Genomic DNA, 17,157 nt, shown 5'->3' with positions numbered 1-17,157 from the left:
CGGGTGCTGCGGGGGCAGGTGCTACGGCCCCGGTGTTCACGGTTCGGGTGTGACGGGGCGCGCGGGCAGGGCGTCGGTCAGGGTGACCTGAGATGCGGGCACGGGGGTCGATCGGCTAGCAAGGGCCCATGGCGGTGTTCGTCGCGCTCGGCGCGTTCCTGATGACCCTGGCCGGCGGCTGGGTCGCTCAACGCGTCACCGACCGCCGTCACCTGGTGCTCGGCTTCGCGGGCGGGCTGATGCTCGGCGTGGTCGGCCTCGATCTGCTGCCGGAGGCGGTCGAGGCGGCGGGCGAGCCGGTTTTCGGTGTGCCCGCCGCCCTGCTGCTGTTCGTGGGCGGCTTCCTGGTGGCCCATCTGGTGGAGCGGCTGCTCGCCGTACGCCAGGCGGCACACGGGGCGGGGGAGGAGCGCGTGCCGCAGGTGGGCCTGACGGCGGCGGCCGCGATGGTGGGCCACAGCCTGATGGACGGAGTGGCGCTCGGCGCCGCGTTCCAGATCGGCGGAGGCATGGGCGCCGCCGTCGCACTGGCCGTGATCACTCATGACTTCGCCGACGGTTTCAACACGTACACCATCACCAGTCTCTACGGGAACGCCCGCCGCAAGGCGCTCTTCATGCTGTTCGCGGACGCCCTGGCACCGATCGTCGGCGCGGCTACGACACTGCTGTTCACCCTTCCGGAGGAACTGCTCGGCTGCTATCTCGGCTTCTTCGGCGGCGCGCTGCTCTACCTGGCCGCCGCAGAGATTCTGCCCGAGGCACACCACGACCATCCCGCCCGCTCCACATTGCTGTGCACGGTCGGGGGCGTGGGCTTCATCTGGCTGGTGGTGGGCATCGCGGACTAGTCCGCGCCCGGCCGGCCCCACACCCGGCCGGCCCCGCCGCACTGCTCGACGAAGCGCCGCGCCACCCCGGGCGAGGACGCCCAGTGCGTATGCAGATAGCTCGCGTGCACGCCCCCCTGGACGAAGCCCTCCACGCGCCGCTCCGGCTGGTGCATGCCCCACGCGGGCGTGGACCCGGCACCCGGTTCCAGTACCGTCCGGTGGAACTCATGGCCGCGCATCCGGGTCCCGGCCACCGCCAGCGAACTGTCGGAAACCGCCACCGCCTCCCGGTAGCCGAGCGTCAGCCGCTCCGACATCCGGGCCTCGGCGTCCAGCACCCCGCACATCGGCCGCCCGTCCAGCTCGCGCGCCAGATACAGCAGCCCCGCGCACTCCGCCGCCACCGGAGCACCGCTCAGCGCCAGTTCGGTCACCGCCCTGCGCAACGGCTCGTTGGCCGACAGCTCGGGGGCGTACATCTCCGGGAACCCGCCGCCGATCACCAGGCCCGCCGTACCCACCGGGAGCTTCTCGTCGCGCAGCGGGTCGAAGACCGCGACCTCCGCGCCCGCCGCCGCCAGCAGCTCGGAGTGCTCCGCGTACGCGAAGGTGAACGCCGCCCCGCCCGCCACGGCCACCACGGGCCCTGCTCCGGTCCCGGCCGCCGGGTGACGCTCCGGCTCCCACACCTCGTCCGGCAGCGGGGGAGCCGACCTGGCCAGGGCCATCAGCGCGTCGAGATCGCATCCCGCGCGCACCCGTTCCCCCATCGCCCGTACGGCGTCGACGGCATCCGTCTGCCGCTCGGCCACCGGCACCAGGCCCAGGTGGCGCGAGGGCGTCGCCAGTTGCGCGGCCCGCCGCAGCACCCCGAGCACCGGCAGCCCCGACTCGTCCAGCGCGTCGCGCAGCAGCGCCTCGTGGCGGTCGGAGGCCACCTTGTTCAGGATCACGCCGCCTATCCGTACCTGGGGATCCCAGGACGCGAACCCGTGCACCAGGGCCGCGACGGAACGGGACTGCGAGGAGGCGTCGACGACCAGGACGACGGGCGCCCGCAGGAGCTTGGCGACCTGGGCGGTGGAGGCCAGCTCGCCCTGTCCCGAGGCACCGTCGTACAGCCCCATGACGCCCTCGACCACGGCGAGGTCGCAGCCGCCCGCCCCGTGCGCGAACAGGGGGGCGATCAGACCGGTCCCGCACATGTACGCGTCGAGGTTGCGGCCGGGCCTGCCGGTCGCCAGCGCGTGGTAGCCCGGATCGATGTAGTCCGGGCCCACCTTGTGCGGGGAGACCGCGAGCCCACGCGCGGCGAACGCGGCCATCAGCCCCGTGGCGAGGGTGGTCTTGCCGCTGCCGGACGCCGGAGCGGCGATGACCAGACGGGGAACAGTCACCACTCGATGCCCCTCTGGCCCTTCTGACCGGCGTCCATCGGGTGCTTGACCTTCGACATGTCGGTCACCAGATCGGCGGCCTCGATCAGCTTGTCCGGAGCGTTGCGCCCGGTGATCACCACATGCTGGGTGCCGGGACGGTTCCGCATCACCTCGACGACCTCGTCGGTGTCGATCCAGCCCCAGTGCATGGGGTAGGCGAACTCGTCCAGGACGTACAGCTTGTACGTCTCGGCCGCCAGGTCGCGCTTGACCTGCTCCCAGCCCTCACGGGCCTTCTCCTCGTTGTCCAGCTGGTTGTCGCGCTGTACCCACGACCAGCCCTCGCCCATCTTGTGCCAGGCGACGGTGCCGCCCTCGCCGCTGGCCCCGAGGACCTTCAGCGCGTTCTCCTCGCCGACCTTCCACTTCGCCGACTTCACGAACTGGAACACCCCGATCGGCCAGCCCTGGTTCCAGGCCCGCAGCGCGAGTCCGAAGGCAGCCGTCGACTTCCCCTTGCCGATGCCCGTGTGGACGAACAGCAGCGGACGGTTGCGCCGCTGACGGGTGGTGAGCCCGTCGTCCGGTACCGATGTCGGCTGTCCCTGTGGCATTACGCGGCCCTTCCGGCTGTGGTGACGTCCTTGACGAGCCCGGCGATCGAGTCGGCCCGCAGCTCGTCGAGCGTGACGGCGGTACCCCCCAGATCCCGGGCGAGCTGTGCGGCGAGCCCGAGGCGTACGATCCCCGACTCGCAGTCCATGACGACGGACGCGGTGCCCTCGGAGCGGTGCAGCCGCCCGGCCCTCCCGGCGAGCGCCACCGGCTCGGGGCCGCCGGTCGCCCGGCCGTCCGTCACCACGACGAGCAGCGGCCGCCGCGAGGGATCGCGCAGCCGCTCCACCCGCAGGACGTCATGGGCCTTCAGCAGCCCGGCGGCCAGCGGCGTACGGCCCCCGGTCGGCAGCGACTCCAGCCGCGCCGCCGCCGCGTCCACCGACGAGGTCGGCGGCAGCGCCACCTCGGCGTCCTTGCCCCGGAAGGTGACCAGGCCGACCTTGTCCCGCCGCTGGTACGCGTCCAGCAGCAGCGAGAGCACCGCACCCTTCACCGCGCTCATCCGCTGCCGGGCCGCCATCGAACCGGAGGCGTCCACGACGAAGAGCACCAGATTGCCCTCGCGCCCCTCGCGCGTCGCCTGCCGCAGATCGTCGCGGCGCACGACGAGGCCGCGCCCGGACCGTCCGCGTGCGTGCTGGTGCGGCGCCGCCGCCTGCACGGTCGCCGCCAGGTGCAGCTTCGTCAGGGCACCCTGCGGGCGCCGCGACCCGGTCGTACGGCCGTGCTCGGTACGGGCCCGGGACCGCCGTCCCGCAGCGCCCTCGCCGAGCCCCGGCACGCTCAGCATCTTCGTCCGGAACGGCTCGGCCGAGGCCACGGGCTGCTGCTCCGCACCGGCGGAACGTCCGGGCGCGTCGGTGCTGCCCTCGTGCGCCGGCCCCGGCGTGTCGCTCCCGTCGGCCTGCGGCGGCACGCCACCGCCACCACCGTTGTCGCCCCCGTCACCGGGGCCGTCCGGGTGCGGCCCGTCGGGGTCCGGGTCGTTGTCGCCCTCACCCTCGCCGTCGTTCCGGTCCTCGGCGGCTTCCCGGAGGGTGTCGTCCAGCTTGTCCTCGTCCAGACCGGGCGCGTCGAACGGATTGCGCCGGCGCCGGTGCGGGAGCGCCAGGAGCGCGGCCTGCCGCACATCCTCGGCGAGCACCTCCTCGCGCCCGGCCCAGGCGGCCAGGGCGGTCGCGGTACGGGCCATCACGATGTCGGCGCGCATGCCGTCGACCTCGAACGCCGCACAGGTCGCCGCGATCTGCCGCAGCACACCGTCACCCAGCACGACACGGGGGAGCAGGGCGCGCGCGGCGACGATCCGCTCCCTGAGCGCGGACTCCTCGTCGGCCCAGCGGGCGGCGAAGGCGACCGGATCGTCGTCGTGGGCGAGCCTGCGCCGCACGACGTCGACCCGCTGGTCGGTGTCACGGGACGCGGCCACCTCGACCGTGAGCCCGAACCGGTCCAGCAACTGCGGCCGCAGTTCGCCCTCTTCGGGGTTCATGGTCCCGACCAGCAGGAAACGCGCCGCGTGCCGTACGGAGACGCCCTCGCGCTCGACGTACGAAGCACCCATGGCCGCCGCGTCCAGCAGCAGGTCCACCAGATGGTCGTGGAGCAGGTTGACCTCGTCCACGTACAGAATCCCGCGATGCGCGTCGGCCAGCAGCCCCGGCTCGAAAGCCTTCACGCCCTCGGAGAGCGCCCGCTCGATGTCCAGCGCCCCCACGAGCCGGTCCTCGGACGCCCCGACGGGCAGCTCCACGGTCCGCGCGGCCCGCGACACGCCGGTCACGCCGCCGTGGGGCCCATCGGGACACGCCGGATCGGGAACCCCCGGGTCGCACGAGAACCGGCAGCCCGGCACCACGGAGACCTCCGGCATGAGCGCGGCGAGCGCCCGCACGGCGGTGGACTTGGCGGTTCCCTTCTCACCCCGCACGAGCACCCCGCCGACAGCCGGACTGACGGCGTTCAGCAACAGCCCGAGCCGAAGATCGTCCTGCCCGACGATCGCTGTGAAGGGATAGGGCGTACTCACAGGGCCTCCTTGTTGACATCCGACACTTCAAGCCCGTCCGCGTCCCGGGCACTATCAAGCCGGCCCGGCTCCTGCACCGCGTCCGGGGCACTATCAAGCCCGTCCGGCTCCTGTACCGAGTCGCGGGCAACTTCGAGCCCGCCCGGCCGTCCCACCGTGTTCCGGGCACTATCAAGCCCGTCCGGCGATTGAGGACCGGGGTCCGGGGCGGAGCCCCGGTTTCGGGAAGGGGCGGGGCGGGGAGACAAGCCCGCCGCAGGCGCACCACCGCCCAAGGACACCGCACCACCCCCCGCCCCCACCGACGGCGCACCCGGAGCGATGAACGGCACCCCCCCCGGCGCCCCACCCTCGATCAACCGCCACAGCCCATCCGTATCCGCGTGCTCCTCCACCAGATCCCCGAGCCGGTCCAACTGCTCCTCCCGCAGCGCCCCGAAACTCGTGTCCGGCGCGGGCACGAACCGCCGCCCCGCCGCCCGCGCGACCTCCTCCAGGAACCGCCGCCGGAACGCGTCGCTCTCCAGCGACCCGTGCCAGTGCGTCCCCCACACCGCGCCCACCCGGCACCCGTCCAGGAACGGCTCGCCGCCCCGCACATCGGCGACCCCGTGATGGATCTCGTACCCCTCCACCGGTTCCCCGAGCGCCGAACCGACCGGCCGGGCGAGCGTCTTGGCCCGCTCGAACCGGATCCGCACCGGCAGCAGCCCCAGCCCGTCGACCTGTCCGGCCCGCGACTCCACCTCGTCCTCGATCCGTTCACCGAGCACCTGGAACCCGCCGCAGATGCCGAGCACCGGCCGGCCCTCGGCCGCCCGCCGTACGAGCGCGTCGGCGAGTCCCCGCTCCCGCAGCCAGGCCAGCGCCTTCACCGTCCCGCGCGTGCCGGGCACGATCACCAGGTCCGCGTCGGCCAGTTCCTCGGCCCGGTCCACGAACCGCACCACCACACCCGGTTCGGCGGCCAGCGCGTCCACATCGGTGAAGTTCGACATCAGCGGTACGGCACACACGGCGACCCGCAGCACGTCCTCGCCGTGCGGCGGTGCGACGACCGACTCCCGTACGGCACCGCGCAACGAGACGCGCAGACCGTCCTCCTCGTCGATGCCCAGGCCGTGCGCGAAGGGCAGCACCCCGTACGTACGCCGCCCGGTCAGCCCGTACAGCATGTCCAGGCCCGGCTCCAGCAGCGAGACATCGCCGCGGAACTTGTTGACGAGGTAGCCGGCGACCAGCGACTGGTCCTCGGCGCTCAGCAGCGCCGTCGTGCCGAAGAACGAGGCGAAGACGCCCCCGCGGTCGATGTCGCCGACCACCAGCACGGGGAAGCGCGCGGCCCGCGCGATGCCCATGTTCACGATGTCGGTGCGCCGCAGATTGATCTCGGCGGGACTGCCCGCCCCCTCGCAGATCACGGCGTCATAGGTGCTCCGGAGCTGCTCCAGACAGTCCACGACCGTCCCGAGGAGCGCCTCCTGCCGGCCTCCGTGGTAGCCGCGGGCGCTCATCTCACCGACCGGTTTCCCCATCAGGACGACCTGACTGGAACGGTCGCTGCCGGGCTTGAGCAGCACCGGGTTCATCAGCGCGGACGGCTCGACCCGGGCGGCCTGGGCCTGCATCGCCTGGGCACGGCCGATCTCCGCGCCCTCACGGGTCACGAACGAGTTGAGCGACATGTTCTGCGCCTTGAACGGCGCGACCTTCACCCCGCGGCGGACCAGCCACCGGCAGATCCCGGCCGTGACGACGCTCTTGCCCGCGTCCGATGTGGTCCCGGCGACCAGCAGTCCGCCGCTCATATCCCTCTCCGTCCCGCGATCAGCCGGCCCGCCACGCACACGCCGAGGGCCAGCGCACTCACCCGGCGCGACAGTCGCACCGCGCGTTCGATGTCGGCGCTCTCCACCGCCCGGCCGGCCGCCCCGTTGAGCACGGGCCGGTGCTCGACGCGCCCGGCGTACGCCAGGGTCCCGCCGAGCCGTACGCCGAGCGCTCCCGCGAACGCGGCCTCCACCGGGCCCGCGTTGGGGCTCGGATGGCTGCCCGCGTCCGCACGCCACGCCCGTACGGCTTCGCCCGGACGTCCCCCGGCCACCACGGCCAGCGCGGCCGTCAGCCGGGCTCCGGGCCATCCCGCCAGGTCGTCCAGGCGGGCCGAGGCCCAGCCGTAGCGCCGGTAGCGGGGCGACTTGTGGCCGACCATGGCGTCCAGGGTGTTGACGGCCCGGAAGGCGACGAGTCCGGGGACCCCGCCCAGGGCGCCCCAGACGAGGGCGCCGACGACGGCGTCCGAGGTGTTCTCGGCGACGGACTCGACCACGGCGCGGGCGATCTGCGGTCCGTCGAGGGAGTGCGGGTCGCGCCCGCACAGATGGGGCAGCCGTTCGCGGGCCACGTCGATGTCCCCGGCGGCGAGCGCACCCGCGACGGCGCGCGCCTCACGGCCCAGCGACGTACCACCGATCACGGACCAGGTGGTGGCGGCGGTCAGCGCGACGGCCGCGGCGGGGCGGCCCCGTACGGCACGCGAGGCCAGCACGGCGGCTCCCGCGGCGCCTCCGGCGCAGACGACGGTGTGCAGGGCACCCCGCCCGCGGTGGTCGCGCCACAGCAGACGCTCGGCCGCCGCCGCGGCCCGGCCGAACCCGGCGACGGGATGCCCCCGGCGGGGGTCACCGAGCAGGCGGTCGGCGATCAGTCCGGCCGTGGCGCCGTACGCGAAGATGCGGTCGGCACGCACGGCTCAGCCGACCGCGGAGCGGGAGGTTCTCGCAGGGGGCGACACAGGTTCCGGCGCACGGCGGCCAGGCATGGCGTATGTCCTCACTCAGGGTCCGCGCCCTGGTTCGACGTGACCGGCGACGAGAGTCTCCTGGCTTCCGGATCCGCAGTTCCCCCGGCCTTCCAGACCGCGTCGGCGGACCGTGACTTCCGATGTGGGGGACTGCTCCCCGGTGACAGTGGCGGGACCGCGCCGGATTCGCACCGGCTTCCTCTGCTGTCGCCGTAAACGGCTCCGGCAGTCCACCACGCTGTGAGAACGCCCGTCAACTTGCCGTTGACCTGCGGGGCCGCAGTGTGCCCAGACGCACATCGGGCCGGACACACAGGGTGTGTCCGGCCCGACGGAGGAGCGGTGGTGCGGGTCAGGCGACGATCAGGTAGATCCCGTACGCGACCGCCGCCACGCACAGCGCGAAGCAGAGGTACGCACCGGCGCGGAGCGGCGTGAACGCGCCGCCGGAGCCGCCGGCCCGAGCCGTCGAGGTCTGCGCCGACGCCTGCTTGGAGAGGCCGACGATGCCGAGCGTGAAGAGGCCGACCAGCGCCACGGTGACCACGAGGCTGACACCGAAGACGGAGGCGAGAGCTGCCCAGTCGATGTTCATGGGGATCTGTCCTTACACCGTGGCCGGCCGCGCCGGGTCGGCGGGCGTTCCGGCCGGAGCCGAGATGGTGGTCTTGAGGTCCGTGGCCGTGGTGCCGATGGGCGGCGGGCTGACGGCGGCCATGGCCGTGGTGACGACTCCCGCGGGCTCGTCCTGCGCACCGCCGCCGGTGACGTTGGTGTGGTCGACCGGCTTGCGGCGCGACAGCAGCCAGATGGCACCGGAGCCCGCGACGAGCAGGACGGCGACGACCGCGACGCCCCAGCCGCCCTGCTTGGTCAGGAACTCCGCGCCCGCGCCGACCAGGCCCGCGGCCGGCAGGGTCAGGCCCCAGGCGACGAACATCCGGGTGGCGGTGGACCAGCGGACCACGCCCCCCTGACGGCCGAGGCCCGCGCCCATCACGGCGCCGGAGCAGGACTGGGTGGTGGAGAGCGAGAAACCGAGGTGCGAGGAGGCCAGGATGACCGTGGCCGCACTGGTCTGGGCGGCGAAGCCCTGCGGCGGCTTGAGGTCGGTCAGGCCGCTGCCCATGGTGCGGATGATGCGCCAGCCGCCGAGGTAGGTACCCAGGGCGATGGCGACACCCGCGGAGACGATGACCCAGACCGGCGGGTTGGAACCGGGGGACAGGACGCCACCGGTGACCAGGGCCAGGGTGATGATGCCCATCGTCTTCTGCGCGTCGTTGGTGCCGTGGGCGAGCGAGACGAGACCGGCCGAGGCGATCTGGCCGGCCCGGTAGCCCTTGGCGGTCGACTTCAGCTGCGTCTCGTCGGTGACCTTGCGGCTGAGACGGTACGTCAGCCTGGTGGCCAGCAGGGCGGCGAGACCGGCGACGAGCGGGGCGGCGATCGCGGGCAGCAGCACCTTGGTGACGACGGTGCCGCCGTTGATCGAGGACCAGCCCGCCGACATGACGGCGGCGCCGATGAGGCCGCCGAACAGGGCGTGGGAGGAACTGGAGGGCAGGCCGACCAGCCAGGTCAGCAGATTCCACAGGATGGCGCCGACGAGCGCCGCGAAGATGACCTCGGTTCTGAGGCCGTCCTCGTTGACGATCCCGCCGGAGATCGTCTTGGCGACCTCCACCGACAGGAACGCGCCGATCAGGTTGAGAACGGCGGACATGGCCACCGCTGTCTTGGGCTTCAGGGCGCCGGTCGAGATGGTGGTGGCCATCGCGTTGGCGGTGTCGTGGAAACCGTTCGTGAAATCGAACACGAGAGCTGTCACGATCACAATCGCGAGCAGCAGCGTGATGTGTTCCATTTACCCAGGCAATCGTTCGACGTCAGTGGCTCGTGGACCGTAGGCAACCTGAGTGAACGGAAGATGAACTAGGCGGGGCGCTGTGGTGACCCCAAACGGATTGGGCTCCCTCCGCTTGTGTACGCGAGGGGCGTGGCCACGCCCCTGAGGCGGTGCGAGGACTGCCCTTTGCCGCCGCTTGGCGAAGATTTTGGGCCGCGGATCTGTCACTCGTAAGAGATTCCGGTCACCCGGGTTCGCGGGGGGTCCCCGCCGCCGGGACGCCGCCCTAGGATCCCCGCATGAGCGATACCCGCACGAGCGTGAGCGACCGGTCCCGGGACGCGATCGAACAGGCATGGCGGAGCGTGGTCGACACGGCCCGCCGGTCCGCCGCGGACGGCCTGGTCGTGGGTACGTCGGGCAATGTCTCGGCACGCGTCGGCGGGACCGTTCTGGTCACCCCCAGCGGGGTGCCCTACGACCGGCTCCGGCCAAAGGACGCGGTCGGTGTCGACCTCGAAGGGCGCCAGATCCTCGGCGAGCTGGCCCCGACCAGCGAACTTCCCCTCCATCTGGCGGTGTACCGCAACACTTCCGCCGCCGCCGTCGTGCACACCCACGCGGTGCACGCCACCGCCGTCTCCACCCTGGTCACCGAGGTTCCCCCGGTGCACTACGCGGCCGCCCTGCTGGGCGGTCCCGTCCGGACGGCCGCGTACGCGCGCTACGGAACGCCGGAGCTGGCCGACAACATGCTCACCGCCCTGCGCGACCGCACCGGCTGCCTCCTCCAGAACCACGGCACCGTCACCTACGGCGGCACCCTCGACGAGGCGTACGACCGCACCGCCCAGCTCGAATGGCTGTGCAGGCTCTGGCTCACCGCGAGTTCCGTACCGGGCCACCGCCCGACCCTGCTCTCCCCGGCCCAGCTGCGCGAGGTCACCGACGCCCTGAAGGGGTACGGCCAGCCCGGCCGGCCCGGCTGATCCCCGTGGCCCTCCCGGTGCGGGCCCGGCACCGGACGGCCCCCGTCCGCTGGCACCGCGCACCGCACGCCACGACACTGAAGCCGTGCGCCCGGCAACAGCGACGGCAGCGGCCGTCACCACGATCCTCGGCGCCGGCGCGGCAGCGGTCGCGGCCGGCCGGTACGCCAGCGACGCCGCCCTCAAGGTGCCGTCCGGACGTCCCCTCCCCGCCGACCGCAGAGTCACCGTGCATGCCACGGCGGCCGGGCAGGTCACCCTGACCCGCTCGTTCGCCGCGCTCCGGCCCGGCACGTACGGGCTGGTGGGACCCGGTGTGCACGCCGTCGTCGGGCCGGTGACCGAACAGGCACCGCATGCCCCGGACACCGTCGTCCGCAGACTGGAACGGGTGAGCCACGGGACCCTCAAGGCGGGCACCAAGGTCCGCCTCACCCCCGAGCTGTACAGCGGCGACCCCGGCACCGCCCTCGGTCTCGACCACAAGGAGGTCGAGATCCCCGGCGAACTCGGCATCCTGCCCGCGTGGTTCGTGCCCGGCGCCCGGGACACCTGGGTGATCACCGTGCACGGCCTCGGCACCACCCGGGAACACCCCATGAACCTGATGGGATTCCTGCACGGCCAACGGCTCCCCGTGCTCGACCTCGCCTACCGAGGCGACGCCGGAGCCCCCCGCTCCGCCGACGGCCTCGGCCACCTCGGCGCCTCCGAGTGGCGCGACCTGGACGCCGCCATCCGCTACGCCCTGCGCTACGGCGCCGAGAGCGTCGTCCTGCACGGCTGGTCGACCGGCGCCTCGATGGCACTGCACGCCGCGGTCAACTCCGCGCTCCGGGACCGCATCAGCGGCCTCGTCCTGGACTCCCCGGTCATGGACTGGCAGGTCACCCTGCGCGCCCTCGCCGCGGCCCGCCACGTCCCCTCCGCCCTGCTGCCGCTCGCCGTGCGCGCCGCCCAGGGCCGGACAGGACTGAGCACGGCCCCGCTGCTGGACACCGGCCTGCCGTCCGCCCTGCACGCCCCGACGCTGATCTTCCACGGCCCGGACGACTCCCTGGCCCCCTGGCAGCCGTCCCGCGAGCTCGCCGCCCGGCGTCCCGACCTGGTCAGCCTCCACCCCGTACCGCAGGCTCCGCATGCGGCGATGTGGAACGCCGACCCGGCACGGTACGAAGAGACGCTGCGGCGCTTCCTCACGCCCCTGATGTGAGCCGATACGGGGGGACAGGACCGGGCGGTACCAGGCCGAACACCCCCTCCACGGACCGGTGAACCAGCTTCCGTTTGGGCTTTCGGGCCGTCAGAGGCAAGACTGCTCCCCGTGACGTCCCGTACCCCGCGCGACTCCAGGCTGCGACTTGTCCGCCCGCGACCCCTTGCCACCGCCCGCAAGGCCGTGACCACCCGGCGCACCAGGCCGGCCCCCCGGCCTCCCGAGGGCACCCCGCCCCGGACGGAACTGGCCCGGCAGGCCAGGGCGGTCCTCGCCGATGCCGTACGGATCGCCCACTGGGCCGCCGACGGCCCCAGCCCCGGCACCGCACCCCCGGCCGCCCATGCCCTGGAACGGGCCGCGGCGGCACTGGAACTCTCCCCGGCCCAGGCACGCGCGGGCTGGGACCGCGCCAGGCTGGCCGGCCTCGTGGAACTGCACGGCGACACCGCACGACCCGGCTGGCGGCTGCGCGCCTGGGACCGTGACGACTCCGCCGTGCTCCGCGGCTGGGTGGCGCTGTTCGACGCCTGGTCGCTCGTCCACGCCGCACCCGAGGGCATCGAGGCCACCGCCGTCGCCGAGGCCGTCGAGGCCGTACCCCAGGTGCTCTCCCTCCTCCAGCTCTCCGCGGGCCCGGTCACCGTGCCCGCCCTCCTCGACCTCCTCGGCCAGCGCGTCGCGGAACTCCACGAGGAGCGGTGCGAGGTGCCGTACGGCCCCGAGCAGCAGCCCGCGCCGAGCACCCCGGCCGTCGAGCACACCGACGCGGCAGGGGACGCCGAGCTCAACGCCCTCCTGCTCGACTGGGCCCTGGAGGGCCTGGCCGCGGTCGGCGCCCTCACCCTCGGCGCGGGTCACGCCACCCTCACCCCGCTCGGCAACTGGGCGGTCTGGGTCAAGCTGGAACAGATCTGCGTCGCGGCCCAGAGCCCCGCCGGAAACATCGAGCAGTCCGCCGCCGACATGCTGCTCGGCTGCGCACGCCTCACCCCGGGACCGGCCCGCGACGAATACCGGGCCTGGCTCGCCGCCCGGCCCGTCGGCAGCGCCGTCACGGAACTGCTCGCCGTCGCCCGCGGCGAGGACGCCCTGCTGCGCGGCCTGGCCTTCGAGGCGCTCCGGGTGGTCGGCGCCCCGGCCGAACCCGTGGTGCGCTCCGTGGCCACCGACCAGACGCTGCGGCCCTACGCCCTGCTCTGGCTCGCCGAGTACGAGGGGACCGACCCGGACGACGCCCAGGAGGTCCTGAGCCGCGAGGAAGCCACCTGGCTCTGGGTCGACACCGCCGCCGCCGTCGCCGACCACGGCGAGACCGGACTGCTGGTCCGCCACCTCGACTCCGCCGTCCAGGGCACGGTCCCCGCCCTGCTCGACGAGGTCAGGGCCGTCGGCCACCCGCGTACCGTCCAGGTCCTGGTCGCCCTGGCCGCCGCACACCCGGACCCGGCCCTGGCCAAGGCGGTGCGCCGCGCCGCCTTCCAGGTCCACACGGGCGGCGCGTAGCGGACCGGTGCGTCCCCGGCCGTCCGGCGTCCGTCCACCGGGCGTCCGGGCAGCGGACCCTACGGCGTCCGGTCCACCGAGGCGCCCGGTGGACCGGCGCGGGGGGCTTCGGTGCCCGGGTTCCGGGGATGCGGGCCCGTCACCCCGGGGTCAGCCCGCCGACCCCGGGGCGTACGTCCCGAAGCTCCACACGTTGCCCTCCGCGTCGCGCGCCATGTAGTCCCGTGAGCCGTAGTCCTGGTCCGTGGGCGGCATCAGGATCTCCACGCCGTGCTCCACCGCCCGCGCGTGGTGCTCGTCCACCTCGTCCACGACCACGTACACGCCCACCGGGCCCGAGCCCGCCATCGCCCTGGCGAAGACGCCCTCACGGCCCCTGGAGCCGAGCATCACCCGGCCGTTGCCGCAGGACAGCTCGGCGTGCAGCACGCTGCCGTCCTCGCCCTCGTACACCGCTTCCTCGGTGAAGCCGAGGGCCTGCGTCAGCGTCCTGATCGCGGCCTTCGCGTCGTCGTACAGGATCGTCGGGAAGACCGTCGGTACGCCGTCCGCCGCACCAGCCATCACGCTCACCCTCTTCTGCCGTTCGCCCCGCCGTGTGGTGATCTGCGTCTCAGTCTTCCACCGGCCGCCGACAATGCCCTCCCGGACGCCCTCCACGCACGTCGGCCGGGAGCGCGGGGCCGCGCCGAGTATCGGCCGGTTCGTCCCGGCGCACGCGCGGAAAAGCAGTTGCACACCGCCAGTAGAATGGGCTGTATGGCCATTCTCCTTGTGCATTAGCGGCGTCGAGAGACCTCCGCCCCTCGTCCCTCCGCCGTCCATCACTGCCCTGGAGTTTTTCCGTGATCACCGCTTCCGGCATCGAGCTGCGTGCCGGCGCCCGCATCCTGATCGAGTCCGCTTCCTTCCGGGTCGCCAAGGGCGACCGCATCGGCCTCGTCGGCCGCAACGGTGCGGGCAAGACCACCCTCACCAAGTGCCTCGCGGGCGAGGGCACCCCCGCGGGCGGCACCATCACCCGGTCCGGCGAGGTCGGCTACCTCCCGCAGGACCCGCGCACCGGCGACCTCGACATCCTGGCCCGGGACCGCATCCTCTCCGCCCGCGGCCTCGACGCGATCCTGCGCAGGATGCGCGAGAACGAGGACCGGATGGCGAACGGCCAGGGCGCCACCCGCGAGAAGGCGATGAAGAAGTACGAGCGCCTGGAGACGGAGTTCCTCACCAAGGGCGGATACGCCGCCGAGGCCGAGGCCGCCACCATCGCCGCCGCGCTCAGCCTGCCCGACCGGGTGCTCGGCCAGCCCCTCCACACCCTCTCCGGTGGTCAGCGCCGACGCGTCGAGCTGGCCCGCATCCTCTTCTCGGACGCCGACACCCTGCTCCTCGACGAGCCCACCAACCACCTCGACGCGGACTCGATCGTCTGGCTGCGCGACTACCTCAAGAACTACCGCGGCGGCTTCATCGTGATCTCCCACGATGTCGACCTCGTCGAGACCGTCGTCAACAAGGTCTTCTACCTCGACGCCAACCGTGCGCAGATCGACGTCTACAACATGGGCTGGAAGCTCTACCAGCAGCAGCGCGAGGCCGACGAGAAGCGCCGCAAGCGCGAGCGCCAGAACGCCGAGAAGAAGGCCGCGACCCTCAACGCACAGGCCGACAAGATGCGCGCCAAGGCCACCAAGACGGTCGCCGCCCAGAACATGGCCAAACGCGCCGACCGGCTGCTGTCCGGCCTGGAGGCCGTCCGGGTCTCCGACAAGGTCGCCAAGCTGCGCTTCCCCGACCCCTCGCCGTGCGGCAAGACCCCGCTGATGGCGGAGGGCCTGTCCAAGTCCTACGGCTCGCTCGAAATCTTCACCGACGTCGACCTCGCCATCGACAAGGGCTCCCGCGTCGTCATCCTCGGCCTCAACGGTGCGGGCAAGACCACACTGCTGCGCCTCCTCGGCGGTGCCGAGAAGCCGGACACCGGCGAGATCATCGAGGGCCACGGCCTCAAGCTCGGCTACTACGCCCAGGAACACGAGACCCTGGACCCGGAACGCACCGTCCTGGAGAACATGCGCTCCGCCGCGCCCGACCTCGACCTGGTCGAGGTCCGCAAGACACTCGGCTCGTTCCTCTTCTCCGGCGACGACGTCGACAAGCCCGCCGGAGTGCTCTCCGGCGGCGAGAAGACCCGCCTCGCGCTCGCGACCCTGGTCGTCTCCTCGGCCAACGTCCTGCTCCTCGACGAGCCCACGAACAACCTCGACCCGGCCAGCCGCGAGGAAATCCTCGGCGCGCTGCGCACGTACAAGGGCGCCGTCGTCCTCGTCACCCACGACGAAGGCGCGGTCGAGGCACTCCAGCCGGAGCGGATCATCCTGCTCCCCGACGGCGTCGAGGACCTGTGGGGTGCGGACTACCGGGACCTCGTCGCCCTGGCCTGATCCACCGGGGATAGATCATTCGGCCTACGCGTGATCCATCATCTGAGTGAGTGCGTCTCATACCTCGGCGTGGCGCCCGGTAGATAGCTGCCGGGCGCACCCATTTCGCTCCGTTCACCCCGCACGGCCCTGACCTGGCAGTTCTTTCGGGCGCTCGTCCCGAGAGCCTCCGGATCCCTCCGGAATGTGCGATTCCGGTCGTGTTGGCCGCCTCTCCGGCCGCGAATCCGGTCGTACGTACCTTGCCGAATGGCTGGCCATGAAGCTCATGAGGGGTGATCATGAGAGTCCAGAGCGCACTTCCCATGAGGAGGCACGGGTGGCCGAGACTCTGAAGAAGGGCAGCCGGGTAACCGGCGCCGCGCGCGACAAGCTCGCGGCAGACCTGAAGAAGAAGTACGACTCCGGTGCGAGCATCCGGGCGTTGGCCGAAGAGACCGGCCGCTCCTACGGATTCGTCCACCGGATGCTCAGCGAGTCCGGAGTGACGCTGCGGGGACGTGGCGGAGCTACGCGCGGCAAGAAGGCCGCTGCGGCCTGAGGGCCGACAGCGGTCGGGGCAGCCGTGGGGCAGGCTCCGGGGCTCACCGGAACATGTGGTGGCCACCCGGCCGGTCATGCGGTCGTCCGGGTGGTTACTGTTCAGTCACTTAATTTTTGAGTGCTGACTGCACCCGATCCGGAGGCGCCCCATGACCTCGCTCGACTCTGTGCTCGACAAGGACGGCGTACGGCTCACCGTCGAAGACGCGGTTGCCACGGTGACACTCACCAACCCGGCCAGGCGCAACGCTCAGTCTCCCGCTCTGTGGCGGGCGTTGACAGAGGCCGGACGGGTGCTCCCCGGCAACGTGCGGGTCGTTGTGCTCCGCGGCGAAGGCAAGTCCTTCTCCGCGGGCCTCGACCGGCAGGCGTTCACCCCCGAGGGGTTCGACGGTGAGCCGTCCTTCCTCGACATGGCGCGCGGCCCGGAGGCCGAACTCGACGCGACCATCGCCGAGTACCAGGAGGCGTTCACCTGGTGGCGCCGCAACGACATCGTGTCGATCGCGGTCGTCCAGGGGCATGCCATCGGTGCCGGATTCCAGCTCGCCCTCGCCTGTGATCTGCGGATCGCCGCCGAGGACGTGCAGTTCGCCATGCGCGAGACCAGTCTCGGTCTCGTCCCGGACCTCACGGGCACCCACCCCCTGGTGAACCTCGTGGGGTACGCCCGCGCGCTCGAAATCTGCGCCACCGGACGCTTCGTGTACGCCGAGGAGGCCGAGCGCACCGGCCTCGCCAACCTCGTCGTCCCGGCCGACCAGCTCGACGCGGCCGCCCACGATCTGTCCGCCGCCCTGCTGGCCTCCCCCCGCGACGCCGTCATCGAGACCAAGGCCCTGCTCAGCGGCGCGGCCTCCCGCGGCTACGAGGAGCAGCGCGCCGCCGAGCGCGCCGCTCAGGGCCGCAGGCTGCGCGACCTGGCCGGTCTCACCGACTGACCCGGGG

General features: G+C 72.7%; 15 protein-coding genes and 1 riboswitch. Of the genes, 7 read left to right on the top strand and 8 right to left on the bottom strand.

The genetic code is table 11. The annotated features are described in order from the left end of the window. Window positions 1–128 precede the first annotated feature (128 nt). Window positions 129–851, top strand: a complete 723-nt coding sequence (locus tag OG251_RS08710; RefSeq protein WP_073720218.1) for a ZIP family metal transporter — start codon at window positions 129–131, stop codon at window positions 849–851. On the opposite strand, the gene OG251_RS08705 is transcribed toward OG251_RS08710, so the two are convergent. The 7 genes from OG251_RS08705 to OG251_RS08675 form a co-directional block, all read right to left on the bottom strand. Next, a complete protein-coding gene (locus OG251_RS08705; RefSeq protein ID WP_326676613.1) occupies window positions 848–2,233 on the bottom strand; it encodes a cobyrinate a,c-diamide synthase in 1,386 nt (461 codons plus the stop codon). The genes OG251_RS08710 and OG251_RS08705 overlap by 4 nt on opposite strands. Then, a complete protein-coding gene (gene cobO, locus OG251_RS08700; RefSeq protein WP_073720216.1) occupies window positions 2,227–2,826 on the bottom strand; it encodes a cob(I)yrinic acid a,c-diamide adenosyltransferase in 600 nt (199 codons plus the stop codon). Before cobO ends, OG251_RS08705 begins: the two co-directional genes overlap by 7 nt. Then, window positions 2,826–4,859: a putative cobaltochelatase gene (locus OG251_RS08695; RefSeq protein ID WP_326676612.1), complete on the bottom strand. Its 2,034-nt coding sequence runs from the start codon at window positions 4,857–4,859 to the stop codon at window positions 2,826–2,828. Before OG251_RS08695 ends, cobO begins: the two co-directional genes overlap by 1 nt. Continuing rightward, a complete protein-coding gene (locus OG251_RS08690; protein ID WP_326676611.1) occupies window positions 4,856–6,667 on the bottom strand; it encodes a cobyric acid synthase in 1,812 nt (603 codons plus the stop codon). Before OG251_RS08690 ends, OG251_RS08695 begins: the two co-directional genes overlap by 4 nt. Then, window positions 6,664–7,608: a cobalamin biosynthesis protein gene (locus OG251_RS08685; RefSeq protein ID WP_326676610.1), complete on the bottom strand. Its 945-nt coding sequence runs from the start codon at window positions 7,606–7,608 to the stop codon at window positions 6,664–6,666. The genes OG251_RS08690 and OG251_RS08685 overlap by 4 nt, the downstream gene beginning before the upstream one ends. Window positions 7,609–7,712: 104 nt before the next feature. Beyond that, window positions 7,713–7,904, bottom strand: a riboswitch (cobalamin riboswitch). A 110-nt stretch (window positions 7,905–8,014) separates the two neighbouring features. Beyond that, a complete protein-coding gene (locus OG251_RS08680) occupies window positions 8,015–8,257 on the bottom strand; it encodes a hypothetical protein (protein ID WP_326676609.1) in 243 nt (80 codons plus the stop codon). 12 nt (window positions 8,258–8,269) lie between these two features. Beyond that, on the bottom strand, window positions 8,270–9,529 hold the full coding sequence (locus tag OG251_RS08675) for an inorganic phosphate transporter (RefSeq protein WP_326676608.1): 1,260 nt from the start codon (window positions 9,527–9,529) through the stop codon (window positions 8,270–8,272). 281 nt (window positions 9,530–9,810) lie between these two features. On the opposite strand from OG251_RS08675, the gene OG251_RS08670 reads away from it, so the two are divergent. The 3 genes from OG251_RS08670 (at window position 9,811) to OG251_RS08660 (ending at window position 13,222) form a co-directional block, all read left to right on the top strand. Continuing rightward, window positions 9,811–10,500: a class II aldolase/adducin family protein gene (locus OG251_RS08670; protein WP_385895021.1), complete on the top strand. Its 690-nt coding sequence runs from the start codon at window positions 9,811–9,813 to the stop codon at window positions 10,498–10,500. Between the two features lie 85 nt (window positions 10,501–10,585). Further along, window positions 10,586–11,713 carry an alpha/beta hydrolase gene (locus OG251_RS08665; protein WP_326676607.1) on the top strand — a complete coding sequence of 376 codons (1,128 nt, stop codon included), beginning with the start codon at window positions 10,586–10,588 and terminating at the stop codon, window positions 11,711–11,713. A gap of 186 nt (window positions 11,714–11,899) precedes the next feature. Further along, entirely contained in the window at window positions 11,900–13,222 is a 1,323-nt protein-coding gene (locus tag OG251_RS08660) for a hypothetical protein (protein WP_326681190.1), read from the top strand. Window positions 13,223–13,372: 150 nt separating this feature from the next. Here the strand turns inward: OG251_RS08660 and OG251_RS08655 are convergent, their stop codons facing one another. After that, window positions 13,373–13,786: a VOC family protein gene (locus OG251_RS08655; protein ID WP_326676606.1), complete on the bottom strand. Its 414-nt coding sequence runs from the start codon at window positions 13,784–13,786 to the stop codon at window positions 13,373–13,375. A 281-nt stretch (window positions 13,787–14,067) separates the two neighbouring features. Between OG251_RS08655 and OG251_RS08650 the strand changes: the two genes are divergently transcribed. The 3 genes from OG251_RS08650 (at window position 14,068) to OG251_RS08640 (ending at window position 17,150) form a co-directional block, all read left to right on the top strand. After that, on the top strand, window positions 14,068–15,666 hold the full coding sequence (locus OG251_RS08650; RefSeq protein ID WP_326676605.1) for an ABC-F family ATP-binding cassette domain-containing protein: 1,599 nt from the start codon (window positions 14,068–14,070) through the stop codon (window positions 15,664–15,666). Window positions 15,667–15,985: 319 nt separating this feature from the next. Next, a complete protein-coding gene (locus tag OG251_RS08645; RefSeq protein ID WP_007263382.1) occupies window positions 15,986–16,207 on the top strand; it encodes a helix-turn-helix domain-containing protein in 222 nt (73 codons plus the stop codon). 151 nt (window positions 16,208–16,358) lie between these two features. After that, the gene (locus OG251_RS08640) at window positions 16,359–17,150 is read left to right on the top strand and encodes an enoyl-CoA hydratase/isomerase family protein (RefSeq protein WP_326676604.1); all 792 of its coding nucleotides are present in this window, start codon (window positions 16,359–16,361) and stop codon (window positions 17,148–17,150) included. Window positions 17,151–17,157 lie beyond the last annotated feature (7 nt).

The organism is Streptomyces sp. NBC_01237 (genome assembly GCF_035917275.1).
GTDB lineage: Bacteria > Actinomycetota > Actinomycetes > Streptomycetales > Streptomycetaceae > Streptomyces.
The sequence above is the reverse complement of the archived record's forward strand: the minus strand, read 5'-3'. Positions and strand labels throughout refer to the sequence as shown.

Excerpts from the sequence above, each read along its gene's own strand:
- OG251_RS08710 (WP_073720218.1), top strand. The coding sequence starts at position 129 with ATGGCGGTGTTCGTCGCGCTCGGCGCGTTCCTGATGACCCTGGCCGGC.
- cobO (WP_073720216.1), bottom strand. The coding sequence starts at position 2,826 with ATGCCACAGGGACAGCCGACATCGGTACCGGACGACGGGCTCACCACC.
- OG251_RS08690 (WP_326676611.1), bottom strand. The coding sequence starts at position 6,667 with ATGAGCGGCGGACTGCTGGTCGCCGGGACCACATCGGACGCGGGCAAG.
- OG251_RS08680 (WP_326676609.1), bottom strand. The coding sequence starts at position 8,257 with ATGAACATCGACTGGGCAGCTCTCGCCTCCGTCTTCGGTGTCAGCCTC.
- OG251_RS08675 (WP_326676608.1), bottom strand. The coding sequence starts at position 9,529 with ATGGAACACATCACGCTGCTGCTCGCGATTGTGATCGTGACAGCTCTC.
- OG251_RS08670 (WP_385895021.1), top strand. The coding sequence starts at position 9,811 with ATGAGCGATACCCGCACGAGCGTGAGCGACCGGTCCCGGGACGCGATC.
- OG251_RS08655 (WP_326676606.1), bottom strand. The coding sequence starts at position 13,786 with ATGGCTGGTGCGGCGGACGGCGTACCGACGGTCTTCCCGACGATCCTG.
- OG251_RS08640 (WP_326676604.1), top strand. The coding sequence starts at position 16,359 with ATGACCTCGCTCGACTCTGTGCTCGACAAGGACGGCGTACGGCTCACC.